The sequence below is a fragment of the Mucilaginibacter flavus genome, assembly GCF_030409315.1.
GTDB lineage: Bacteria > Bacteroidota > Bacteroidia > Sphingobacteriales > Sphingobacteriaceae > Mucilaginibacter > Mucilaginibacter flavus.
In genome coordinates this window covers 77282-102400 of the sequence record NZ_JAUFPS010000040.1, presented here as the reverse complement: position 1 = coordinate 102400, position 25119 = coordinate 77282, and the positions used below count along the sequence as shown (strand labels likewise).

15 protein-coding genes are annotated in these 25119 nt (G+C 42.0%); 6 read left to right on the top strand and 9 right to left on the bottom strand.

All coding sequences use genetic code 11. The features are described 5' to 3' along the window. Positions 1 to 211 precede the first annotated feature (211 nt). Together QWZ17_RS19025 and QWZ17_RS19020 are read left to right on the top strand one after the other, a co-directional pair. Positions 212 to 919 carry an RNA ligase family protein gene (locus QWZ17_RS19025; RefSeq protein ID WP_290306882.1) on the top strand — a complete coding sequence of 236 codons (708 nt, stop codon included), beginning with the start codon at positions 212 to 214 and terminating at the stop codon, positions 917 to 919. Next, positions 906 to 2009 (top strand): AAA family ATPase, encoded by a 1104-nt coding sequence (locus QWZ17_RS19020; protein WP_290306881.1) that lies wholly within the window; start codon positions 906 to 908, stop codon positions 2007 to 2009. Before QWZ17_RS19025 ends, QWZ17_RS19020 begins: the two co-directional genes overlap by 14 nt. Positions 2010 to 2096: 87 nt before the next feature. Here QWZ17_RS19020 and QWZ17_RS19015 read toward each other — a convergent pair whose 3' ends face one another. The 3 genes from QWZ17_RS19015 to QWZ17_RS19005 form a co-directional block, all read right to left on the bottom strand. After that, positions 2097 to 2555: a DUF1569 domain-containing protein gene (locus QWZ17_RS19015; RefSeq protein WP_290306880.1), complete on the bottom strand. Its 459-nt coding sequence runs from the start codon at positions 2553 to 2555 to the stop codon at positions 2097 to 2099. An 89-nt stretch (positions 2556 to 2644) separates the two neighbouring features. After that, a complete protein-coding gene (locus QWZ17_RS19010) occupies positions 2645 to 3859 on the bottom strand; it encodes an alkaline phosphatase family protein (RefSeq protein ID WP_290306879.1) in 1215 nt (404 codons plus the stop codon). Between the two features lie 92 nt (positions 3860 to 3951). Further along, positions 3952 to 8148, bottom strand: a complete 4197-nt coding sequence (locus tag QWZ17_RS19005) for a hybrid sensor histidine kinase/response regulator (RefSeq protein WP_290306878.1) — start codon at positions 8146 to 8148, stop codon at positions 3952 to 3954. A gap of 353 nt (positions 8149 to 8501) precedes the next feature. On the opposite strand from QWZ17_RS19005, the gene QWZ17_RS19000 reads away from it, so the two are divergent. Beyond that, positions 8502 to 9878 (top strand): OmpA family protein, encoded by a 1377-nt coding sequence (locus QWZ17_RS19000; protein ID WP_290306877.1) that lies wholly within the window; start codon positions 8502 to 8504, stop codon positions 9876 to 9878. Positions 9879 to 10226: 348 nt separating this feature from the next. Next, positions 10227 to 11096, top strand: a complete 870-nt coding sequence (locus QWZ17_RS18995) for a hypothetical protein (protein WP_290306876.1) — start codon at positions 10227 to 10229, stop codon at positions 11094 to 11096. A 60-nt stretch (positions 11097 to 11156) separates the two neighbouring features. On the opposite strand, the gene QWZ17_RS18990 is transcribed toward QWZ17_RS18995, so the two are convergent. The 4 genes from QWZ17_RS18990 to QWZ17_RS18975 all read right to left on the bottom strand — a co-directional run bounded on the left by QWZ17_RS18990 (position 11157) and on the right by QWZ17_RS18975 (position 18963). Continuing rightward, positions 11157 to 12281, bottom strand: a complete 1125-nt coding sequence (locus QWZ17_RS18990; RefSeq protein ID WP_290306875.1) for a glycoside hydrolase family 76 protein — start codon at positions 12279 to 12281, stop codon at positions 11157 to 11159. Positions 12282 to 12381: 100 nt separating this feature from the next. Continuing rightward, positions 12382 to 14184: a RagB/SusD family nutrient uptake outer membrane protein gene (locus QWZ17_RS18985; RefSeq protein WP_290306874.1), complete on the bottom strand. Its 1803-nt coding sequence runs from the start codon at positions 14182 to 14184 to the stop codon at positions 12382 to 12384. Positions 14185 to 14203: 19 nt separating this feature from the next. Then, complete coding sequence (locus QWZ17_RS18980; protein ID WP_290306873.1) at positions 14204 to 17611, bottom strand: TonB-dependent receptor; 3408 nt, start codon at positions 17609 to 17611, stop codon at positions 14204 to 14206. Between the two features lie 173 nt (positions 17612 to 17784). After that, the gene (locus QWZ17_RS18975; RefSeq protein WP_290306872.1) at positions 17785 to 18963 is read right to left on the bottom strand and encodes a FecR domain-containing protein; all 1179 of its coding nucleotides are present in this window, start codon (positions 18961 to 18963) and stop codon (positions 17785 to 17787) included. 197 nt (positions 18964 to 19160) lie between these two features. On the opposite strand from QWZ17_RS18975, the gene QWZ17_RS18970 reads away from it, so the two are divergent. After that, entirely contained in the window at positions 19161 to 19388 is a 228-nt protein-coding gene (locus tag QWZ17_RS18970; protein ID WP_290306871.1) for a hypothetical protein, read from the top strand. Here QWZ17_RS18970 and QWZ17_RS18965 read toward each other — a convergent pair. Then, positions 19369 to 19950 carry an RNA polymerase sigma factor gene (locus tag QWZ17_RS18965; RefSeq protein WP_290306870.1) on the bottom strand — a complete coding sequence of 194 codons (582 nt, stop codon included), beginning with the start codon at positions 19948 to 19950 and terminating at the stop codon, positions 19369 to 19371. The two genes, QWZ17_RS18970 and QWZ17_RS18965, sit on opposite strands and share 20 nt — an antisense overlap. A gap of 381 nt (positions 19951 to 20331) precedes the next feature. Here QWZ17_RS18965 and QWZ17_RS18960 point away from each other — a divergent pair, with 381 nt between their 5' ends. Further along, positions 20332 to 22857: an NACHT domain-containing protein gene (locus QWZ17_RS18960; RefSeq protein WP_290306869.1), complete on the top strand. Its 2526-nt coding sequence runs from the start codon at positions 20332 to 20334 to the stop codon at positions 22855 to 22857. Positions 22858 to 22941: 84 nt separating this feature from the next. Here the strand turns inward: QWZ17_RS18960 and QWZ17_RS18955 are convergent, their stop codons facing one another. Continuing rightward, the gene (locus QWZ17_RS18955; protein WP_290306868.1) at positions 22942 to 25017 is read right to left on the bottom strand and encodes a response regulator; all 2076 of its coding nucleotides are present in this window, start codon (positions 25015 to 25017) and stop codon (positions 22942 to 22944) included. Positions 25018 to 25119: the final 102 nt, after the last annotated feature.

The following is a 25119-nucleotide window of genomic DNA, read 5'->3' as shown; positions in this document are numbered from 1 at the left end:
TGATAGCATATTCTTATGGTTTTTGAAGAGAATGACAAATGTTTAACGCTCTAAAATCTCAAAAAACTTTCTACTTTTGCGCCAGACCTAAAAACGTCTGCAACACTTTGAGCCATGTAATTTCATTAGCATAACAAATGTTTAATGACTTTCCCTACATACTACGGGGAGGGATAGAATAAATATTTCCTTTTATTTAATTTTTTACAACATGGCTATATCACGAAAATATGGTCGTACGTATCATTATCCGTTCTCGCCGGGCACTACCAGCGACGATAGGATACAGCACGACTATTGGGCGCATCTGCAGCAGATTCCCCAATTAATACATACCGAAAAACTGGATGGCGAAAACAATTGCCTGTCTAAATATGGCGTATTTGCCCGTTCGCACGCGGCACCTACCATTTCACCGTGGACGGAAAGTATCCGGCGGTTTTGGCAACTTATTAAAAATGACCTGGGCGATTTGGAAATCTTCCTCGAAAATTTATACGCCGTCCATTCTATAGAATACCGAAACCTGGACAGCCATTTTTACGTGTTTGGCATCAGGGAACATGACAGGTGGCTAAGTTGGGAAGAAACCCAATTTTATGCAGCTATGATAGGTTTGCCTGTAGTGCCGCAACTGGCTGTTATTGAGCAACCAGCTGATAGGCTGGTATTTGAAAATGGGGTGTTAAACTTAACTTCGGGACGAGGCCAATTGGAGCCTCATGATATTATAACCGGTTTACCCATCACCATTGAGAGAATAGTGACGCGTAACGCAAACGGGTACGCTGTAAATGATTTTGCACACAATGTTTTTAAATACGTGCGAAAAGGGCATGTTAAAACAGATGAGCACTGGACCCGCAACTGGAAACGGGCCGCATTAAAAAACGAAGGAGGTAGCTATGTGGACTATTAGCGAAAATAAAGATTGGAACCAACTGGAAAGCGGGTTTGAGTGGGTAAGCCGGATGAAGGATGTACCCCAGGATGCAATTTACCACGCCGAAGGCAATGTAGCCATTTATACGCAAATGGTGCTGGTTGCATTAACTGCCGAACCTGCTTTTCTGTTATTGGACACGCAGGAACAGGAAATTTTATGGGCCGCTGCTTTACTGCACGATGTGGAGAAGTATAACACAACGGTATTGGAAGATGATGGGCGGATTACTTCAAACGGCCATGCACGTAAAGGGGCCATGGCCGCCCGGCAAATTTTATACAGGGATGTGCCTGCGCCGTTGAGCATTAGGGAGCAGGTTGTTGGCCTGGTGCGTTATCATGGTTTGCCGCTTTGGATATTTGAAAAACCCGATCCTGCAAAAGCCCTCATTATGGCCAGCATGGAAGTGAATACCATGTGGCTGGCCTTATTGGCCAGGGCCGATGTATTAGGGCGCATTTGTGTGGATAAGGAAGAGATGCTTTTTAAAATAGATTGCTTTGAAGCCTTTTGCCGCGAACAAAACTGCTGGGGTACGCCGCGCGGCTTTGAAACGGACGACGCATTGATGTACTACATGCAACATGATGATGCCTATCCCGATTATGTGCCATTTGACCAAGCGACCTTTGAGGTAATATTGATGAGTGGCTTGCCTGGGGCAGGTAAAAATACTTTTATTCAAAAGCATTATGCAGATTTGCCTGTTGTATCGTTAGATGATATCAGGAACGAGTGGGGGATTTCGCCCACAGATAAAACCGGCAACGGACGGGTGATTCAGGAGGCTAAAGAGCGCGCGCGTATATTTTTACGCAAACAAATCGGCTTTGTCTGGAACGCCACCAACACAACCAGACAAATGAGGCAGCAATTAACAGATCTGTTTATCACCTATAAAGCCCGGGTAAAAATAGTTTACGTTGAAGCGCCCTACGCGCATCTGCATCGCCAAAATAAAAACCGGGAAGCAGCTGTACCCGATGCGGTGTTGGAAAAACTAATAGATAAATTAGAAGTACCGGCCTTATGGGAGGCGCATGTGGTTGAATATGTTATTTAATGATCAAAACCTGTCTGCATAAAGCTTTGCAGGTTTTGATTTTTTATATAATAATACCTGGCATAATGTGAAAAGTTTCAAAACCTGCTAACTCCCAAACTGTGTAAGGTGATGATCCAAATGTTTATAATACATGTTGTTCCACTCCGTAATGCTCAACGGGCCGAAGGAAAGTGACTCTCTGCCGTCAAGAGCCTTTTCGCCTAATTGTTGTGTTTTTTGGATGTAGGCTATCAACCGACTTTTTTCGGCCTCAAAATCTTTTTCGGTAGTTATTAAAAATGCCGGGGCTGTTGGATTGTTGCGTTTGTAAGGAGTTTCGCTAACTACTACTTTTTTTACCAGCAGTTTAATAATCAGTTTCATAAAAGGATTGGGTTTGGGGTGCTTATCCTCGTAGGTCATTTCATAACTTACGTTGCAATGGGCGAGCATTTGCGCTACATTCATTTTACCCCATTGTGGCTGGGTTTGAGGGGTAAGGGTGTTAATACGTTCAATTACGCCGTTGGCAACAGGTGCGGTAAAAATGTTTGGTAAAGCCATAAGGTTTTTTTCTGAGTGATTTATTGATTGTTTTTGCCGTCGGGATCATCCAAATCAATATGCGACAAAAGATAGGTTATTTTTATTGTTTACCAATATTTCTTATCCATTAACCATGCGGCTATATCTTTATTATAATTAAAAAACGATGCCGGCGGGTGCTTTTTCGAGTTAAGAATGATTAACGGTACATTGATCTCATAAACCGAGCCATGACTACGATAGGTATCCGGTAGTTGCTCGGTGGCCTCTTTTTCCAGGTCGCCAAAAACGGTTGTTGAATCGCCTAAAACTATCAGATCGCCAATGCGGTTAGGTGGCAGGTGGTATTTTTGGGCGGCTTCGGCACGTGTCAATACATTTTCTACACCCTGTATTTGATGCAAGGCGGTTTCAACGGCGGTTACATCACTCGCGTTTTTTAGGTATACGTATGAGGCGCCGCCAAAGCCACGGTGGTGTTTAAAATACTTATCCTTTTCGGGGCTCAGCGCCAGCTTAATAGCTATGTTTTGCAGCTTTAATGCTTTTTGTAGATCAATGCACCTGCTTTTATGGTTTACATCATGATCGGCAGTGATCAGTATCGTCGCGTCCGGCGCTGCCTCGTGAATCTGCCGGATATAGTTATCTATGTTTTTTAAGTGGCTGATAGAGTTGCTATCCGTGGGTGCCCAGGTATGCATTGGATAATCTGTGGTGTGGATGTAAACGCAGCCAATATCCTTGCGGTTTTTGAGGAGGTAAATGCCGGCTCTCATCGACCAGTAATTAATCTCTTTGCTATAAATTTCGGCCGGTTTACCCAGTTTATTGGTCCATGAAGTATCTGCTGTCTCTGGCGATACTACAATATCGGTACCCTCGCAAAGCAGGGTAGTACTTTTCTTTTTGCTTGATATCAATGCCGATTTTACGCCATAGTTTTTTAGCTTTTGGAAAATGGTAGGAGCAAGCACCAGGTGTTTATCCTCCATAAATTCTTCCTGATCTTGTTCATTTAAAAAGAAATTGCCGCTAATGCCATTAACCTCGGGAAAGGTACTGGTACATATGGATGTATTATTGGCATTGGTAACGGTTGGCATCAGCGCGCTTACCTGTTTGAAAAATCCGTTACTGTTAATCATAGATTTTAGATAGGGCATAGGCGCGTTTTTAAAATAGCTCATGCCAAAACCATCAAACATAATGATAACCACTCTTTTGCCGCCGTTAAATTGATCAGCCCTATTTTGGGCATTAACAGCATTAAAGGTTGATAAAAGAACAATCCCAATAAGGCAACGCGATAAAACTTTCATGACATTTTTTTGCCGAAAATATTAAGGAATATGCCGGTTGATTGGTTGTTGAGGATGATTTAACTGAAAGATAACTTTTGGGTAATGCGCTGTTATGGATTTGCCTGCTCCTTAACCTGTTTGCCATATTTTTCCAGCACGCTTACAATTTCGGCAATTTTCATAGGCTTGCTCAGGTAATCATTCATGCCGGCTTGCAGGCAGGCTTCCTTGTCTTCAACCATGGCATTGGCGGTCATGGCTATAATAACAGGCTGCAAGGCAAGTGTTTTTCTTATCTGGCGGGTGGCTTCCAGCCCATCCATTTCGGGCATTTGCACATCCATCAGTATAATATCATATGGTTTGGCAATGGCCGCTTCCAGTGCTTCCAGGCCATTAACGGCAATATCTGCCTGGTAACCCATTTTCTGCAAAATTTGCCGGGCTACTTTTTGGTTGATGAGGTTATCCTCGGCAATTAAAATATGAAGCGGATATTGAGCGCCAAGCTCTGTGGATAAAACGCTTTTTTTTGTTTTTTGCTCAACCACAATTCTGTTATCGTTCTTTAACAGATCAATGATATGTTTAAGCAGCAGGTTATGTTTGGCGGGCTTGGTTAGCACCACATTAAAGAGGTTTACTTCACGTTTACTTTGTTTATCAACAGAACTAAGCAAAATAAGGGGTATGGCTGGATATAACTCTTTTATTTTGCGGGCCAGTTCGGCACCGTCCATCCCGGGCATGTGCATATCAGTTAGTACTAAGTCAATCTGCTCGTTTTGTGATAATATGGTTAAGGCTTCGGGGCCCGATTTTGCGACTAATGGCGTAAATTTCCAGTGCCGTAACAGCGTTTCCATAATGTTTCGGTTGGTGGCATTATCATCAACAACCAGTACCTGTTTATTTTCCAACCCCTTGGTATTCAGGTTTTGATAAACGGGAGCGGTTTTTACGCCTGCCCTGGTTTTAATACTGAAGCTAAATATGGTGCCTATGCCCAATTCACTTTTTATATTGATTTCGCCCCCCATTAAATGAATCAGCTTTTCGCTGATCACTAAACCCAAGCCTGTGCCGCCATACTTACGGGTTGTGCTGGAATCAACCTGTGAAAACGCTTTAAAAAGGCGAGATAATTTATCCTCGGGGATACCAATACCGGTATCGCGCACGGTAAATGAGAGTTCAAACTCGTTGTTATCAACAGCTATGCCGTTTACACCAATAAAAATCTCACCTTCGCTGGTAAACTTTATAGCGTTACCAACCAGGTTTATCAATACTTGCCTTAAACGCATGGCATCGGCAATAATGTGTTCTGGCAGCTCTTCTTCTATCTGATAAATAAGATCTATTTTGAGTTGAGAGGCCTTATCGGCAAAAAGGTCTAATACGCTTTCTACACAATCCCTTAGGTTAAAATCGTGCTCCTCTAACTCCATATTGCCCGACTCTATCTTCGAAAAATCAAGAATATCGTTAATTACGGTTAAAAGGGCATCACCCGATTGTTTGATGGTTTCGGTATACTCGGCTTGTTCGGCAGTAAGTTCGGTATTGGTTAAAAGCGTGGCCATACCAATAACGCCGTTCATAGGGGTGCGTATTTCATGGCTCATGGTAGCCAGGAATATACTTTTGGCCTTGTTGGCATTTTCGGCTTCTTCGCGGGCTTTTTCTGCAGCCTCGCGCGATCTTCTTTCTTCTATCGTGAGCTGCGTTATATTCTCGGTGCGTTCCTTTACCAATTTTTCCAGATTTTCTTTTTGCAGCCTTATGGTACGCATCCTGTATTTAAAAAGGCCGTAAATAGCACCTACAATTGCCAAAAAGGTCAATACATCAAACCACCAGGTGAGCCAGAATGGCGGCACAATAGTTATGGTTAATGGCGTAGCTACCGGCGACCATAAGCCCTGGCTGTTACGGTATTTTAATTTTACGTGGTAGGTGCCCGGCGATAGGTTGGTATAGGAAGCTGAATTATGGCTGCCAATGTAATTCCACTCGGTATCGAAGCCATCTAAATAATAGGCGTATTGTTTTCTGTCGACCGATGAATAATCAAGCGCTGCAAATTCAAAAGAAAATACCGATTGCTTGTAGGATAAGGTAAGGTTACGCGTATCGGTAATGTTGTTTTTTAATGGCGATGGATCATTAGCGCTGGTAGCAATAGCCAAAGGTTTATTAAACAGCTGAAAAGAAGTGATAACCAGCGGTGCAAAGCCATCCTGCCGCAATACTTTATCCGGATCAAAAACATTAAACCCGTTTATACCACCAAAATAGATCTTTTTGTCGCTTGCATTTAAGGCCGAATGGGGTTTATATTCATCACCCTGTAAGCCGTCTTCAACGGTGTAGTTAAAAAAAGTTTTAGTGGCCGTGTCAAATTTCGAGATACCGCCGTTACTGCTAACCCATAGTTTACCATGATCATCCTGCCGCAGGGCATAAATAATATCGCTGGGTAAGCCATCCTTTTTGGTGAAAATTTCAAAGTGTCCGGTTTCGGGGTCAAGTATATCAAGGCCAGATAGCGTTGCCAACCATAGTTTGCCGTTACCATCCTCAAAAATATCGGTTACACCATTGTTGCTGATGCTGTTTATTTTTTCGCTATGTGTGTAGCGTTTAAAAGTGCCGGTTTTAGGTTCAAACAAATTTAAGCCACCATCTGAGGTGCCAACCCATAAGCGGTGTATCTTATCTTCATACATTACATAAGGCCTATCGCTGCTAATGCTTTTGTTATCGCTTGCATTAAACCTGTAATGTTTAAACACCCTGGTGTTTGGATCGTAACAATCTAAACCGTCGTTAAAAGTACTTAACCAGGTCTTTTTATCGCTGGTATGCAACAGGTAATATATGTTATTGCCGCCTATACCATTGGGTTTGGCAGCATCATGCTTATAATTGGTGAAAATATTGGTTTTAGGGTCAAAAACGCTTAAGCCATCGCCCCAGGTACCTATCCATAACTTGCCGTCGCTGTGAGGTTTTACGGTAAGTACATAATTGCCGGTTATCCCGTTTTTACCATCTGGTTGTTGCTTGTAGGCTTTAAAGGTTTTATTTACAGGGTCAAACTTGTTTAAGCCGCCACCATCGGTACCTATCCAAATCTGGTTTTCTTTATCCTCGGCAAAATCAAGTACATAGTTATTTGATAAACTTTCGGGCTTGCTGTTGTGCCTGTACAGGCCAAAGCTGGCTGTCGATTTTTTAGATAGGTTAATACCGCCGCCAAACGCGCCCACCCACATATTGCCGTACCTATCCCGGCAAATACCATATACCGAATTGCCGTTTATGCTATTATTGTCAATCTCGTCATGTTGGTAAACGCTAAATTTTCCGGTCTGTTTTTCCTGTACGCACAAGCCACCATTTTCGGTGCCTACCCATAAATTGCCCTGGTCGTCGGTATTTAAAGCATATACGGTATTTGCAGATATACTGCCGGGAGCGTTTTTATCGTGCAAAAATTGTTTAAAAGTTTTGGTGCCTCTATTAAACAAAAACAAGCCATCGCCCTGGCTACCCAACCATAGCTGTTTTGAGTTGTCCTCAAAAATAGATACTATGTTTTTGCCGGTTACGGTTTTGGTAGCAGCATCGTAATACGGATAGTGGGTAAAGGTGTTTGTTTTGCGGTTATATAAGTTTAACCCGCCGCCACCTGTGCCAACCCAAAGATTGTGGTATGTGTCTATATAAACCGTGCGCACGTTATTGTCGCTTAAGCTATTAGTATCGCTGGCCAAATGCTTATGGTGCTCAAACGTGCCTTTTTTTAAATCGTAACGATCGATACCACCGTTTTGGGTACCTATCCACAGTATACCATTTTCAAAAAATAACCTGTTTATCAAATTGTCAACAAGGCTTTTGGGCTTACTATCGTCATGTAAGTATCTAACAAACCTGCCCGTACTGCGCTGGTACATGTTTAAGCCGCCCTGGGTTGATAGCCACATGTTGCCGTTGGTATCTTCGGCAATATCAGTAACCATGTTATTGCTTAGGGAAGTACTGTCTTTTGAATCGTAATGGTAGGTGGTAAATTTATAGCCATCGTAGCTGTTTAAACCGTTACGGGTGGCTATCCACATAAATCCCCGGCTATCCTGAAAAATGCAGTTAACATTAATTTGTGATAACCCTTCGGCCGTACCAACATGTAAAAATTTAAGGCTTTCATTTTGCGCATAGCTGCTAAGAGGTACCAAAAGGCAACTCCAAAGTAAACTATGAAAAATGGCTTTACAGCTATTATAGCACTTAAACATTCAGCGTGATTTATTTATTACTGCTACCAAGGTAAAGGCTGTTGGAAACAGGGGTTTATATATACCATGGTATACGGTAATATTAACAATTAGTTACTTAAACGTTTAATTATATCGGCGTAAAAAATAAAATTTAGTATTAACAAGCGTACAATATTGTACTGTTTTTGACCCAATTTGTTATTTGGTCAAAAAGTATAAACCGCCTTAGTGGCATAATTCAACCCTTTGATTGGTTGCTGTTTATGAACCAATTATAGCTTTAGGCTCTGAGTAGGCGTTATCAAAGGCATTACTATTGCAAATGTAGTTATGGTTTGCTTCAGAGCTTGCCTAATAATTAAAATAATAATATGAAAACAAATTTAAAAAAAGCCACCATGCTCCTTAGCGGATTAATGGTAGGTAGTAAATTATTCGCACAAACTCCTGATACCTCGGCAGCAGCAAAAGACTATGTAAAACCATTTTCGGGTGGCGGTCAGCTGCGCACATGGTCGGTAGGTGTAAATGGTGGTTTATTAACGCCGTTTACCATTTTTGGAAGCAACAACAGACAAGATTTTTCTCACCCGCAAGAAGCAATAGGTTATGGCGCTTACATTAAAAAGCAAATTTTGCCATCCTTTGGTTTACAGGCCGATTTCCTGCGTGGCAAAGTTAAAGGTACAAACAGTCAGCCCGACAATTTAGGCGCATCGCCTTACACCAGTTATGAAACCAACATCAACTGGTCGGCAAGTTTAAGTGCCAACATTACATTAGCCAACATTAACTGGCGCCATGACAAGCCGTTTATTCAACCGTATTTAACATTGGGTGCAGGTACAATGAACTATACACCTAAAATTACTAATGCGGCAGGCCAAACCTCCAATTATAAAACTACAGGTAACGGATCAATCAATGAAGTATTTATCCCAATTGGTTTAGGTTTTAAATTTGATCTGGCACCGGGTATCAACCTCGATTTAGGTTACCAGGTTAATTTTGTTAACTCTGATAATTTTGACGGTTACAAATACGGAACATCTAACGATAGGTTTTCATATGCCCACATTGGTTTAGAATTTGCCTTGGGTAGCAGCAAAAAGCCGCAAATGGCAACTCATAACCCGGTATCATCAATGCGTACCGAATACTTATGGGAAAACGAACAAACTAAAACCGCTTTGCAGAGAGAAATTGATGCAGAGAAAGCTAAAAACGATGAGTTAAGAAATGACCTGAACACTACTAACGCTAATCTTGCCAAATTAACTACTGATAGCGACGGCGATGGCGTTGTAGATGTAAACGACAAATGCCCTAATACACCTGCCGGTACCAAGGTAGATGGTTCTGGCTGTCCGCTTGCTAAACCGGTTATTTATGTAACCGAAGAAGACAGGAAAGTGGTTAAAGACGCTATTAAAAACCTGGAATTTGATTTAGGTAAATCAACCATCCGCGATCACTCATTGCCAAGCCTTGATAGGGTTGCCCAATTATTGGTTGATAAAAACTTCAGCCTTAAATTGGCAGGCCATACAGATAATACCGGTTCAAGCGAATTGAACATGCGTTTATCAAAAGATCGTGCCGAGTCAATCAAATCATACCTGGTAAGCAAAGGTGCAAATGCATCACGTATTGAAGCAACAGGTTATGGCCAAACACAGCCAATTGCAACCAACAAAACCGCAGCAGGCCGTCAGGCTAACCGCAGGGTTGAGTTCACATTATATTAATAATTGCTAAGCTGTAATACAGTGTAGTAAAAGCCTCCCGGTGTTTCGGGAGGCTTTTTGTGTTTATAGAAAGGTAATTTAGGTTTATCGAAATAATGTTTAAAGGGATACCGATTGATCGTAACTTTACGGTATTTAAATAGATGTGGTCATATAATGAAATACCTTATTATATCTTTTTTAATATTGTGTTGCGGCTTGTGTTACGGGCAATCAGCATTGGATGTTTCTGTTGAACCGCGACCATATGATATTGCGATATATCTGAAAAACAAGCCAGGAACCCACATTAAGCAAATCGTATATTTCAGGGACTTTAATATCGAAGCCAGGAATTTCAAAGATACGATGTCGGTAGAAAATTATGACCTTGCTGGTAACCTGGCAACTTATGTCAGGTATTATGGTGGAAAGAGAACCAATGTAGTCACCTATAAAATATCTGCAGATTCGTTAACCCGGGAATGGCAAAGTAAAGAGTTAACTGGCAGGAAGAATGTGACTGTTGATCATAGTGTTTATGATGCTAAAGGGAAAATGTTATTTTTTAAAAATATTGATCTCAATTTCAAGGGAGAGGTTTTAGGTTGGGATAGCACCCGGTTTTTATATAATGAGAGAGGGAATCTTTTAAAAAGATTGCAGTTTGTAAACGGTAAAACATCGCAATATAAAATCTATAGATACAAAGATATTGATATGATTCAGGCAGAAATCAGGAACCCTTACAGCCCTGGTTTTTATAGCTTGGTTGAATTTACTTATAATGCAATGCATTTGCCGCTTGAAAGAAGAGAATTATATGTGCGCAATAATGTAATTGAACCCTCTGGTTTTGATCGTTATGTGTACGATGGGAAAACGCTTGTTGCTGAAACATATTCAGATTCTTCAAAACCCGGAGTTGAAATTAACGCCAGTTATACTTACGATGCCAATAATAGATTGCGCACAGTCTTGGTTAAGCAGGACACTTTATATCAACTCGTAAACTATGAGTTTGATGCAAAACATCTAAACCGTATAACCGTAAAAACCAATGCCAGGAATAAGTTTTATAAACACAACATTGTTTGGGGTACAAGCTTGATAACGGTGTTGCCAATTCAATACGAAAAGATTTTTGTTTATGACGACAAAGATAACCTGATTGAAACCAGACAGCTTTTAAATGGTGTATTACAAACTGATATATTACAAAAAATCACATACTATTAAACTAAAAAAGCCTGCCATCATTACAACAACAGGCTTTATCATAGGTACAAGTAGGGTATTTTAGTTTGATGGAGGGCATAACTGCATAAAGGTTACTATGCTGCTGGCCTCGTATGATTGGATATCGCCGGTGGGGCAGCTAACCGCGTAATTACGATAGGTAAGGTTGCGTGTCGCGTCTCTGTTTATCCAGCCGGTGTTTACATTGTTTTGTATCCAGGTTAGGTACTGGCTTTGGCCGCCGTCCTGTATCAGCTGCATAATGTACTGGGCAAAAATGGCCTTGAGTACCCCCTGCTCATTAAAGTCACCTTCGGCAGGTAAAATGCTGCTGGTGCAAAGGTTGTTTTTTACATAGTCGGCATACAGCTTGGCATCGTTTAAATAGGTTGTATCACTTGTCGCCTTATATAAGGCCATTGCCGCGCCGATGGCAGTGCCGGAGTTGTAGGTATAATCCTGCCCGCCGGGAGGGTTGTTACCTATTTTATTATCATTGATTTTGCCCGATGCATCTGCTAAATTGGTTTTGCTCCAGGCGTAAATTGATTTAGCTTTATTAAAGTAGCTGGTATCGCCGGTTATGGTGTACAAACGCATGGCTGCAATAACAGTAGGGTAGTTGATGCATGAGTTTTTGCCACTGTGCTGAAAATCCCAAAACATGCCCCCGTTAACCGGGTCATATGATCCTGCCCATACGTGGGCGAAACCGTCTTTGGCTTTTTGAAGGTAAACGGCATTGCCGGTAACCTGGTTGGCACGGGCCAGGGCCATTACCCACCACATCATATCGTCATAAATAAACCAAACGGCAGTGTTGTTCCATTTATAACCATCGTACTGGTTATAGTTACCTTGGTAAATATCGCCAATCATGTTTAATTGCGACGATGATTTGGTGCGCTGATAAACGTTCATGGCCATATCCCAGTAAATAGCCTGGGTCCATATGGCGGCCACGCCATCCTTTTTGGTGGTGCTGTAATACAGTTTGGCGGTGGGGTTATAAAAGTAATTGTTAAAGGCGGTGTAAGCCAGGTCGGCATCGCCGGCGGTAAAGTTTTGGTTAACGGGTTTTACTACCGATGTTTTGTCGGGAGTGGGGGTAGTGCTGCTACTTTTGCCGCAGCTTACCAACGCGATAAACATACTCAGTACTAAAAAACAAGATGATTTTTTCATAGCAGATGTTTTGAAATGAAACATTATCCCAATGGTAGTATTGGCATTGATTAAAAAACAGCAGCAGGAAACCTCCTGCCGCTGTTGTGATAAGGCCGAATTACCAGCCTGGGTTTTGGACTAACTTTTTATCGGTATCCACATCTTTTTGAGGGATTGGGAAAAAGTAGTGCCTTTTGCTGAATACCCTGGTTTCAAACGGAACAACGTTTAAAAAGTCGGGTAAATCGGCGTTGATATTTAAGCCGTAGATGGGGCCGTTATCGGTTTGTTCGGCAATTTTCCAGCGGCGAACGTCAAAGAACCTTACGTTTTCAAACGCCAGTTCAACGCGGCGCTCCTTGCGGATAGCGGTACGCATGGCATCCTGGCCGGCAGGGATAGGCAAATCTGTTGAGCCATAAACCGGCACGCCGGCCCTGTCGCGAATGAGGTTTAAATATTTCAAAATATCCGGATCGCCGGGAGCAGCCTCATTAAGGGCCTCCACATAATCCATATAAATATTAGCCAGGCGTAGCAGCATTAAAGTACGGCCGCCAACATTCCAGTTTCCAAGGCCCTGCATTTTACGTACAATATAACCGGTAGGCGAATAATCGTTACCACCGGTTGCTTTACCAGAGTTGCCATGGTTATAAAGTTGTGTAGTGATGAGGCCTGTGTTGGTATCCAGCCAAATACTGCCGTTGTAGGTAATATCTACATAAAAACGAGGCTCGCGATTTACCCATTGGTTATAGATACCTGCTTTGGTATATTTGGTATCGGTAGTAGAGTTGCCGGTTTTAATATAGCCCGAAGTTGGATCATCTATACTTTTACCGTTGGCTGTAAAAAAAGCATCAACCATGTTTTGAGTAGCACCCAAACCGCCAGAACCACGCACTTCAGACGCATAACCATTATGGTATGGTGTCATTTCGTATTGACGTGAGTTTAAAGAATTATTGGCGCGGGCCAGGATTACTTCCTTGTTCCAATCTGTTAACCAGATATCACGGCATGACAGGTACGGATCATAGTTACCCGATGCATCGTTTTTGCGGAACAGATCATATGTGCCCGGAACAAACTGGGTAATGAAATCTTTATAAGCATCAGCGGCGGTTTTCCATTTGCCTACATCGGCGGTTTGACTGATGAGTTGCTTGCCGTCGGAGTTTTTTAAAGCAGATTCATCTGTGTTACCGTTATAAAGCGGACTTGCGTCCATCAAATACGCCATGGCCCTAAAAGCAAGCGCTATGCCTTTGGTGATACGGCCATAATTGCTATCGTTTGATGGTACTATGGGTAAATTATCAGAAGCGGTTTTTAATTCGGTAGCAACATAGTTAGTACACTCATCAAATGAGCTGCGGGGTAGCTGCACGTCGGCAAAAGATGCGTCGGGCGCTATCGCTACATCCCCCAGTAGTACAACAGGCCCGTAAATACGCATCAAATAATAGTAATACATGGCACGTATGGCTTGTGCTTCGGCCTTGTATTGTACTTTAAGTTGTGGCGTCATATCCTGTACTTTATCAACATTGGCAATAAAGAAACTGGCAGAACGAATGCCTTTATAAAAATTGGTCCAGTAATCAGATACAAAGCCCGAGTTTGCATCCCAGTTGCCAATGTTTACGTTGTTTGATTGTACAAAGCTCCAGTCATAGTCGGCCTCGTCACTTCCGCCGGTCCATAAGCCGGCGTTGCGCGGACCGCCTGGGTTACGCTGCCCAAATTCATCTGGAATATAGCTGTAAACGTTGGCCAAAAACTTTTCGGCACTGGTGCGGCTGTTAAAGGTTTCATCTAATGATAACCTATCGTTAGGTACCTGGTCTAAATACTTTTTACAGGATGTAGCAGCTGTTAAGACCAATATGGTTGCGAATAAAAATATCTTTTTCATGATTATGTCTTGCTATTGGTTAAAATTTAAGGTTAAGGCCAATTGAAATGGTTTTAACACTTGGATATTTGGCACCATCGGCGCGGCCGTTCTGGTCGGTATTTAACTCCGGGTCCCACAATTTAAAGCTGCTGAAGGTTAGTAAGTTGTAACCTATCAGGTAAATGCGCGATCCTTTGATATGAAATTTGCTAAACAAATCGTTGGGCAGATTATAACCCAATTCGGCAGTTTTAAGGCGGATAAAGCCTACATCTTTAACCCACCATGAGCTGGCCTGCGAGTTATTGAAGTTTTCGCTATCGCCATAAGCCAGGCGTGGGTAAAATACATTCTGACTTGGGTTTTGTGGTGTCCACCTGTTAACCGCGTTACTGTAAATATTGGTTTCGCCGCCATCGCCGTTAAACGGAATAATGCCGGCACCACCTAATTCAATATCGGCATGAGCAATGCCCTGGAAAAAGGCGCCCACATAAAAGCCCTTATACTCCACATTAACACCAAAACCATAAACGGTTGATGGCACATCGCCATTACCAATTTTAACCTGGTCATAAGCATTTATCAGGCCGTCGCCGTTAATATCTTTATACTTGATATCGCCGGGTAATACTTTTGATTTATCGCCGGGTACAGCGCTGGCGTCAATTTCGGCCTGGTCTTTAAATAAGCCTAATGCCTGGTAGCCATACCGCGCCAAAATAGGCTGGCCGCGGTGATCAAGCCATGGATAGGCCTGGGTAGGGCGGTCATCTTCAACAACAACAGCTTTATTGTAGGTAAATGTGCCGCGGAAACCAACGTTCACTTTGCCAAAATGGGCATTGTAATCAAGCGTGGCATCGATGCCTTTGTTATTGGCTATACCAAGGTTACCCTCTGGCTGGTTAACCAAACCCACAAAGCCCGGTACCGACTGTCTTTGTAAAAAGATACCTGTACGGTGTTCTTTAAATAAATCAACAATTAAAGATAGGTTGTCGTTAAGGGTTCTTACTTCCATACCTAAATCCTGTTTGTGCGATTTTGCCCAGCTTACACTTACGCCGTAGTCGGTAACATTAATGCCGTTTGAGTTTTCAAAGCCTTTACCAAAAGTGTAGCCTCCGTTGTTCACGTCGGTTAATTCTGATACTATAGTGAGGTAACCAAACCTGCGGCCGGCGCCCAAATCATCGCTACCTACAAATCCATCAGAGTAGCGGAATTTTAAAAAGGTAAGGGTGTTTTTAAGCGGTTCAAAAAAGTGCTCGTTTGATATTACCCAGCCTGCACCAAATGAAGGGAAAAAGCCGTAGCGCCTTTTAGGATCAAAGTTTTCCGATCCGTTGTAACCAAAGTTGGCTTCAAAAAAGTAACGGTCGGCGTATGAGTAGGTGCCCCTGCCTGCTAAACTCAGGTAGCGGTGCGGTATTGACGAAGTAAAATCACCTGCAAAGGCATCTACACCATCCTGGGCATTACCTAATAAAAGACCGGTAACATGGTGCTTACCAAAGCTTCTATCATAATTTACAGCAGCCTCTGTGTACGATTGCCTTCTGCCGCCGTTGCTCCTACTGTAGCTTAGGTAATTACCGTTGCCGGTGTAGGTGCGCACCAGGTTTAAAGTGCCATCGGCGTTGTAAGGGTTATTGGTGTCAGGGAAATAAGTATCCTCGCGTTTTGAACGGTTAATGCTATGATCGCTGTAGTTATCAAAAGAAAACATAGCGGTAGCGCTTAGGCCCGGGGTTATAAATTTCAAATCTTGGGTAACGCGCAGGTTGGTCTGCACGGTGTTGTTAAAATCGGTGTTGTAGCCGCGACGGGTTAAATCGGCATAAGGATTCCTAAAACCACCATTGGCAGATTTGCCCGGTATAAAACCACCCGGATAGGAGATAGGGTACTCAACCGGCGGAACCGATAACGCGTTCACAAAAATATCCTGCGTTGAAAGGGCCGGTCCGTTTGATTGGGCCGCAAAACCTTGCACGCCCAAATCAAGCTTGGTTGTACTGCTTAATTTTAGGTTTAAGTTGGTGGTAAAGTTATAGCGGGTGTAAGTAACATCAGAATTGTACTGCGCAAGGTCGTCGGTTTTTAAAAAGCCGCCTTCGTTGTAATAACCAACAGAAACATAGTATTGGGCATTATCAACACCGCCGCTGGCGTTAAAGTTAGCACGCCTGTTATAGCCTAATTTATTAAAAGTAGCATCAAGCCAGTTTACGTTAGGGTATAACAAAGGATCTGATTTATTGGCGGTTTTGTCAATATAATCCTGTGTGTATTTGGGTTGGCCGCCACGTGTGGTAAGCGCCTCATTCACCAGGTTCATGTAGGTTACGCCATCGGCCAGTTGCGGCCTGCGGGTAAAGGTGGTTACGCCTTCGTTATAATCTAAATAGATTTGCGCCTTACCTACTTTGCCGCGTTTGGTCTGTACCAGCACTACGCCATTGGCACCACGCACACCGTATACCGCGGTGCTTGACGCATCTTTCAAAATGGTAAAAGAGGAAATATCCTGCGGATCGATGTTGCTGATGCTGCGTTCAACACCATCAACTAATACCAGCGGGCTTGATGAGCCGCCGCCAAAGGTAGCAATACCACGAATCCAGATATCGGCAACATCTTTACCTGGTTCGCCAGAACGTTGTACACCTACCACGCCCGAAATACGGCCGGCCAAAGCCGAAGTAATGTTAGAGGTTGGCAGCTTTAATTCCTCCACATTTACTGTTGATTGCGCGCCAATAAGGCTTACTTTTTTCTGTACACCGTAGCCCACTACCGCAACCTCGTTAAGGATGTTGCCGGCATCTTTCATTTTTATGTTGATAGATGTTTGTGTGCCAACAGGAACCTCGGTGTTTTCAAAGCCAACAAAAGTGAATATTAAAACCGACTCTGATGATGGCACCGATATGGTGTATTTACCATTTACATCTGTTGATGTAGCCGAGTAGGTTCCCTTTATGGTAATGGTAACGCCTGGTAAGGGCACTCCCTTCTCATCGGTTACCACACCGGTAACCAAAATAGCCTGGCTTTCTTTTGCCGATGTTTCTTCCTGGGTTTTACGTTTTACCACAATGGTATTGCCATCAATAACATAGGTTAAACGTTTGCCTGCAAAGCAGGTGCTTAGCGCATCCTGTATGGTGACGTTCCTTAAGTTTAAGTTTACGGCCGATGTTTGCTGTAAAATTTCGGCATCGCAAAGAATATTGAATTTGGTTTGTTTATGGATCTCTTTGAATACCTCTTCAAGCGAGATGTTTTTTTGCGACAGGCTTACCCGCTGGCCATAGCTTTTTGCGCTAACCTGCAGTAAAAAACCTATCATGATAACCAAAGTGAGCTTCATTATTAACAAGATCTTTTTATGTACGCCGGTTGGTTTCCGGCATAAATAATGAGGAAAAAAATTCATATGTTTGAATAGTTTGGGTTTATAACAGAATATTGGTTTGTCGAAAAATTATATGACGGGCAACCCAGGCTATTGCCAACAGGCATGTATACTATCCGGGAGTGTTGCAACCACTTTCGGATTTTTTTATGCACTGTGATCATAGCAAGGCAGGGCCCCGGAGGTATGTATAACTATTTCATCACAGTGATCCTCCTTCCTTCAATCTCAAAGTGTGCAACTCCGGTTAACTCAATCATTTTAAGCACTTCAGATACGTTGTCGAATTTTGATACCGTACCCCATATTTGTTTTTTGGGCGCGTTATCCAGGTACACAATATCTACATTATACCAGCGGCTTACTTTTCTTAAAATGCTTTGAACATCCTCTTTGGCAAAATTGAAATTGCCGTTTTTCCAGGCTACGGCATCGTCGGTATCAACTGTGGCCACTTTAAAGCTGCCGCCTTGTTTACCAAGGGTGCCTTGCTGGCCGGGTACTAACATAGCCAGTTCATTGCCGCTGCTTAATTTCACCGAACCTTCAAGCAGGGTAGTTTTTAAATCGGGTTCATCGTTATAGGCATTCACATTAAAGTGTGTACCCAATACCTCAACCTTTACATTGTTGGCCGTTACCTTAAATGGTTTTGCTTTATTTTTGGCTACTTCAAAATACGCTTCGCCGGTAAGTTCTACATCGCGTTCGGTACCGATAAAGGCCGTAGGGAATTTTAATGAGGATGCGGCGTTTAACCAAACCGCGGTACCATCGGGCAATACTACCTGGTATTCGCCGCCTTTGGGCGTTGTTATGGTATTATATTGTACAGCACTGTTTGCCGATGCCAGGGCTTTGTATGATAACAGGCCATTATTAACTTTACTAATAATGGTTTGTCCCTGTTTGGTAACCAGCCCATTTTTGGCCTGGTTAAGTACAATTACCGTTCCGTTGGCAAGTGTAAGTATAGCTTTGTTACTGCCAGGGGCTATATCGTTTTTATATCTTTCCTTGCGGGATAGTAACTGATCGCTGTGTGGTTTGGGCTTAAAAAAAAATAAACCGGCGGTAATAAGGATGATAGCAGCCGCGGCAACAGAAATCCACCTTTTAAATGGATAAACTTTGGCAACGGGTTGCTGTTGGATGTTGGCTTCCAGTTTTTGCCAAACAGCTTCACTTATTTCGGGATTGATAGGCTTAGGCTTATCAATTTGTTCGTTAAAACCCGCTTGCAAATTTTTAAGCAACAGCCTGCCGGCTTCATCTTTTTCAAGGTGATTGAACAGTTCTTCGGCCTCTTCGGGCGTACATTCATTCAATAAATATTTGCTCAGCAGGCGCTGATAATGCTCTTTAGGATTCATAATCATTTGTATATATCCTAAAGTTTAAAGGTCGGGGGGGTAGGGATGAAAATATTTTTTTATTAAGTAAAGATTAAAAAAGATGCAACCTTTTTCTTTGAGGTTACGTCTCATAGACGTCTACCTTATGTTTTGCAGCGAGGGGGTGTACCCTGTTTTGCCTATTGGTAGCACTATTTACCTAAACGTGAAATAACATGAACGATCACATCTGGATGCTTGTTACCCGCAAATTAGCCAATGAGGCCTCGGAAGAGGAATTGGCCGAGTTGGATAACGCGGTTAAGCAAAATCCACACTTTCATAATTCATTAAAGCTATTATTTGATTGGTGGGATGAGGGGGAGCAACAACAAGAAGAGGATAGTAAACGCCAATTTAATAACCTGCTTAAACGGATCAACACTACTTCAACAACTCGATAAGCAACAGGCTAAATACAATATCGGCATTTTGCCTGAAATAGTTTTTAATGTTTTTCATGGCAGCCATCATGTGTTCTTTTACCGTATGTTTTGATATTCCTAATATAAGGGCTGCCTCATCATAAGTTTTACCTTCCTGGCGGCACAGGTTAAAAACCTTTTTACATTGCGGGGGCAATTGGTCAATGGCACCGCCAAGCAGTTGGGCGTATTCATTCCATTGCAGGTTAGCTTCCGCCTCAATGCATTGTTCCTCAATAATGCCTATCACTTTATGGCGTAATTCGGTCTCTACGGAGATTTTCTTGATAAGTTTAAAAACCTGGTTACGGCTTATTTTATAAAGGTAACCAACTATGCTGTACTCGGGCTTTAGCTGTTCCCTAATTTCCCACAACTTCAAAAAAACATCGTGTATAACATCTTCGGCCAGCTCGGGCATTTTTAAAAACCTTAAAGCATAGTAGTACAATTGGCTATGATACCTATCATAGATTTGCCGGTAAGCATCTATGTCGCCGCGTTTAATGCGCTCGCAAAGCTCAATGTCGGTAAGGATCATTTAAATAGGTGAAGAATATTGGTGTACAATTATCGGTCAAAAAAATTGGTTTTCCCGCAGAAAATCTGTAAAAAATCAGGATGCTTATTTATTAATAAATCATAATAAGGCCTGCATTAAGAACAAAATGGTTTAAACTATGGTCTTTGAATATAATGGTTGCGATTTTAAACTGATCACAATTGCGAATTTTAAGTATAAAAAGCCCAATAAATGCTTTGTTCACAACCATAGGTTTTGTTCACTTTTGTTCACAGTGATATTATTTGCTATGTATATTATAAATTTAATAATAAACCAATGCGCAAAAAATAAACCTTATAAAGTTTTATTGATCCCCCTGCGAATTTGATCTGAAACCTGTAAAATTTTATTATACAAATGCTGTCACATCATTTCCAGTTGCTCAAGAAACTTGTACTTACTGTTTCTAATTTAAGCCACGTTGCGCCGTCAGACTGCAAAAAGCTGAGTGAACTCATTTTTCAAAAAACCAGGCTGAAACTCAGCGAAACAACGTTGAAGCGGGTTTACGGATTTGCCAACAGCGAATTTAAGCCCTCGCAATTTACTATTGATACTTTGCTGCAATATTGCGGCTATCATACCTGGACAAGCTTTTTAAAAGATCACGATCAAAAAGACGAATCGGACAAAAGCCTGAACTGGCTTACCCTTACCGAACAGGCGGATAAAATAACCGGGTTCACATTGCGTGCTTTAAAAGGACGATCGGGCATTCCGTATGTTAAAACAGTTAGCCGCAAATTTATCAGCGACCACCTGGATGATTTTGCCCTTTCGGGCGCTGTAGCAACAGCATTGGTAGCGCCGGCGGGTTATGGCAAAACTATAGCTGTGCTGCACTGGATAGAAGAAAAGCAGGAAATTGGAGAGGTAAACGGTGTAAACGACATTATTTTGTTTTTCAGCACTTCAACGCTGCAATCGGCATTGATGAGCGGGCAGGATATTCACATCTGGCTGTTATCCTTACTGGGTTTTAACCGTGCCGACAACATGGTAGCCTTGCTGAACAACAGGGGCAGCGAGAGCGGTAAGTTTTACCTCATTATTGATGGCTTTGATGAGCACACGCTTAAAAACGACCAGTTTTCATTAATTGTTAATCATATTACAGATATCTTATCCCTGTATGATCTGCGTAGCGCTTTCAGGTTATTGGTTACCATGCGTACAAGTACCTGGCTTAATAACAGGCACATGCTTGATAAAGGTGGAAAATGGTATACCGGCTTTACCGGCGAGAGTAATTATATAAATGTGCCCCAATTTAACCTGCCCGAAATAAAAGAAATAGGTCTTAAAATTAATCACCAGGCAAAAGCATTTGTGCATCCGGCAATAATTGAGCTGGTGTGCAATCCCTTATACCTGCAACTTTACTACCGGTTGCGGAAAGACGACTTTTTTTTAAATTATGCAGACTCCCTTTTAAAGTACGACCTGGTATCGGCCTATATGCTGGAGAAAATATTTCTTGATAAACACTCGGCCGAAAGGATGGTACTGCTTTTTGAGCTTGTGCAAATTATGAATCACAAAAACGGGGAGTACTATGTTAATAAGCTAAATGCCAGCCCTATCATAGCTAAACACCAAAATATTTACCAGGAACTTATAAGTCAGGGTTTTTTGCGCGAAATAAACAAGAGCCAGGAAATGGTTTATCACACATTTATTGAATTTGGTGGCGATGAGTTATTGGAGTATGTTGTAGCCCAAAAGCTGCTAACCGACAATAATAACCGTTTAAATGCCGAGCTGATAGTGCAGGTGAACCTGGTAATGAACAGCGATGTAAAGCTAAACGTAATAAAATGGATCATTATTTACGCCGTTAAAACCGAACAACATCACAGCCTTAATTATATTACTAAGGCTGATCTGTCATTAAATCAGCGCATAGTTTTATTGTGCTTTATGGGCGATTTTTTTGAGCGCGAGTTATTAGGTAATGGCCTGCAGGTAATAAACCGGCAATTTTTTAAACTAAACATCGATAATCAATTCTTTTATTACTTTTTTGGATTAGAAAATATCGACTCGGGCTATGAAAAAACGCTCCACGCGTTATTAAGGTTTGATTTGCCGGATGATAAGCGGCTGTTGGTGTTAAGCAGCCTGGCTATCACGGCCATGTTCCGGCTTGATTTGAAAGCCCTGGAAACTTATTTGCTACAGTTTAAAAAGATTTCCCAGGTAGAGCTTTTTAGATTTCCAATCAGTCCGCTGAAATGTATCGACACCGTTTTTCATTATTTAAAATACGGTATCATCAAAAAAGAAGCTTTTGTTGAAATTACTAAATTTTGCTTTAACCCTCCGGGCCAGGGCGAATGGTTTAATGATCACGTAGCCAACGATATCATGTTTATACTTGCAGCATTTACCGTGCAGTTTAGCCGTAGCCCAGGTAAGCAATTGCGTTTTATAAATACGTTAAGATACAATTACAAAAACTTTTCAAAGTACGCCGCCGAATACACCTTCTTTTTAAATATAGTTAGCGCGGATGCCTGTTTTATGCGTAATGATAAAAGCGGTTTTGTTGCATGTTACAGATCTATCGCCAGGCTCTCTAATCATCAGGATCATGCTTTTACTCCGTTTATGCAGGTGCTTTTACACGCTTATAAAATAGAAATGGCCTTAATTGATAACCATTATGAGCAGATAGTGATAGAATATAAATACTTTGATGATATAGCACATAGCCATAAGTATAAACTAATTAAGCTTTACATAGTTACCCTGCTGCTCAAAAAGAGTGATATAACAGCCATGATGGAATACGCCCAGTTTTACAAACAGCTACACTATGAGCATACCCGCCTCATTATTGAAGGTGCCGTTATTGAGTTGTTTGAAAAGCAGGTAATGTGATGGGAGAGAGTGGGGTGGAAAAAAGCTATTCATTAATGAATGGCTTTTTGCGTTGTTTGGGGGCCGGTGTAGTTTGTTGGTTTTTTACTTGCCGCTTACATCTGCAAATTGATTGGTAAAGGCCAGTATTTTTTGGTTTAATACTTCGGCGTCAAATGGTTTGGCTATAAAATCATTCATGCCACAGGCGTAGCATTTTTCCATTACATCGGCGGTGGCATGCGCGGTTATCGCTATGATGGGGATACCGCTTTTTTCGCCCTCAAAATTGCGAATGGCGGTTGTGGCTTCATAGCCGTTTAGCTCGGGCATATCAAGGTCCATCAGTATCATGTCGTAATAGCTTTCACTTAGTTTATCAACGGCCAGCTGGCCATTTTCAACTACGTCCACATCGTAATTGCGTTTTTCGAGCACTTTTCGTATCAGCAGTTGGTTTAGGTGGTTGTCGTCGGCCACCAAAATCCGGATACCTTTTGCACGGGGCAATCCAATCGAAGGTTGACCAATATTTATTTGTGGCGATTTTTGCTCTGGTTTAACATCTTGTTTCTGGAAGGGGAGTATCACCCTAAAATCAGATCCTTTGCTGTTGCTTGCTTTTATAAATATTTTGCCGCCGTGCAAATCAACCAGGTGCTTGGCCATACTCAGCCCTAATCCAATACCCCCTAATTGGTTGTTTTGTTTAATTTGATCAAAGCTTTCAAATATTTTTTCCTGTTTATCGGCAGGGATGCCCATACCGGTATCCTGTACACTAAACTCTATCCAAACTATATCGCCGATATTATTAACCACATAGGCATCGGTAAAAACAGAACCACAGGCAGTGTATTTTATGGCATTGTTTATCAGGTTAAGCAAAATCTGGCTCAACCTTATCCCATCACCCAAAACTAATTTGGGAATCATCCTGTCTATTTTATAGTTAAGGGACAGCGCTTTTTTTACCGCTTCGGGCTTAAGTAATGATACTGCCGTTTTTACAAGGTCATGAATATCAATGGGCTTATGTTCAAGCACAACCTTGCCCGCCTCTATTTTTGAGATATCAAGGATGTTGTTGATCAGTATCTGCAAAAACTCGCCCGACCTCCGAATGGCAGCCATATACTGCTTTTGCTCATCATTCATTTCAGATTCTTCCATGAGCAACGCAAAGCCTAATATGGCGTTCATGGGCGTAAGTATTTCATGGCTCATGTTGGCAATAAATACCCGCTTTATTTTTTCAGAAGCTTCGGCGCGCTCTTTCTCTTTCTTGGCTTTAATTTCTTCGGCTTTAAGGTTGGTGATGGTTAGTTCCAGCTTATCGGTCATTTGGTTAAAGGAAGTAGCCAGCTGGCCAATTTCATCGTGCGAGAATACTTTTACCCTTACAAAGCGTTCTTTTTCAACCATCCTGGCACCCGTCATGATAGCCTTAATCCCGTTTTGGATTCCCTTGCTTATGGAAATGGCTATCAAAATGCCGGTTAGTTCAATTGACAGCGCCAAAAATACCAGCAGTGTAAGTATGCGGTTTTCAAACCAGCGGGAGCCCTCCCCAAGGCTAAAAGAAAAGCTATCAGCAATTGGTGTTAGCTGCGTATTGATCTTTTCAATATAATCCAAATAAAACTTAGTTTCCTCGGCCGACATGGTGCCCGATGTTACCCTTTCATGCAATTGCTGGCTCACCGGGATAATTTTCATCAGGATGTGTTCGGCTTCTTTCCAGTATTGTACCGTTGTTTGAATGTATTTGATGCTGCTAAAGCGATGCAATAATTTAATAGCATCGTCTACATCATCGGGGTGCATGCGGCCGGCTAAAAAGCCTTTGCGTGCCGTTTCATAATCGGGATTTGGTTGCTCAATAGCTCTGCGGGCTATGCCATCGCCCAGGGGCACTTTCATATACTGCAAAAAGGCCTGGTAATCTTTTTCGTTGTGCGAATAGGCATAAATACGCAGGTGCGATAAACCATCTTTCTGGGCTTTTGACCACAATCCCTCGGCACCAATGAGGGTACGGATGGCCGATAGGGTATTTACTGCAAAATTGAGGGTAAGTAGCTCTATAATTATTAAAAAGGCCATGGTGCCAATGGTAAAATGCAGTTTTTTTGCAATGGGGATGTCCCTAAACCATATCACCAAAAAAAATGACCTCATAGTAATGTGTTAATAGTTTTGTGTTTTAATTCATAAAAATAATATAAACCATCCGTGTACTTTTATTCATGTTTTAGCGGGCTGTGCGATTTGTTCAGTGAG

Excerpts from the sequence above, each read along its gene's own strand:
- QWZ17_RS19025 (WP_290306882.1), top strand. The coding sequence starts at position 212 with ATGGCTATATCACGAAAATATGGTCGTACGTATCATTATCCGTTCTCG.
- QWZ17_RS19020 (WP_290306881.1), top strand. The coding sequence starts at position 906 with ATGTGGACTATTAGCGAAAATAAAGATTGGAACCAACTGGAAAGCGGG.
- QWZ17_RS19015 (WP_290306880.1), bottom strand. The coding sequence starts at position 2,555 with ATGGCTTTACCAAACATTTTTACCGCACCTGTTGCCAACGGCGTAATT.
- QWZ17_RS19010 (WP_290306879.1), bottom strand. The coding sequence starts at position 3,859 with ATGAAAGTTTTATCGCGTTGCCTTATTGGGATTGTTCTTTTATCAACC.
- QWZ17_RS19005 (WP_290306878.1), bottom strand. The coding sequence starts at position 8,148 with ATGTTTAAGTGCTATAATAGCTGTAAAGCCATTTTTCATAGTTTACTT.
- QWZ17_RS19000 (WP_290306877.1), top strand. The coding sequence starts at position 8,502 with ATGAAAACAAATTTAAAAAAAGCCACCATGCTCCTTAGCGGATTAATG.
- QWZ17_RS18995 (WP_290306876.1), top strand. The coding sequence starts at position 10,227 with ATGTCGGTAGAAAATTATGACCTTGCTGGTAACCTGGCAACTTATGTC.
- QWZ17_RS18990 (WP_290306875.1), bottom strand. The coding sequence starts at position 12,281 with ATGAAAAAATCATCTTGTTTTTTAGTACTGAGTATGTTTATCGCGTTG.
- QWZ17_RS18985 (WP_290306874.1), bottom strand. The coding sequence starts at position 14,184 with ATGAAAAAGATATTTTTATTCGCAACCATATTGGTCTTAACAGCTGCT.
- QWZ17_RS18980 (WP_290306873.1), bottom strand. The coding sequence starts at position 17,611 with ATGAATTTTTTTCCTCATTATTTATGCCGGAAACCAACCGGCGTACAT.
- QWZ17_RS18975 (WP_290306872.1), bottom strand. The coding sequence starts at position 18,963 with ATGAATCCTAAAGAGCATTATCAGCGCCTGCTGAGCAAATATTTATTG.
- QWZ17_RS18970 (WP_290306871.1), top strand. The coding sequence starts at position 19,161 with ATGAACGATCACATCTGGATGCTTGTTACCCGCAAATTAGCCAATGAG.
- QWZ17_RS18965 (WP_290306870.1), bottom strand. The coding sequence starts at position 19,950 with ATGATCCTTACCGACATTGAGCTTTGCGAGCGCATTAAACGCGGCGAC.
- QWZ17_RS18960 (WP_290306869.1), top strand. The coding sequence starts at position 20,332 with ATGCTGTCACATCATTTCCAGTTGCTCAAGAAACTTGTACTTACTGTT.
- QWZ17_RS18955 (WP_290306868.1), bottom strand. The coding sequence starts at position 25,017 with ATGAGGTCATTTTTTTTGGTGATATGGTTTAGGGACATCCCCATTGCA.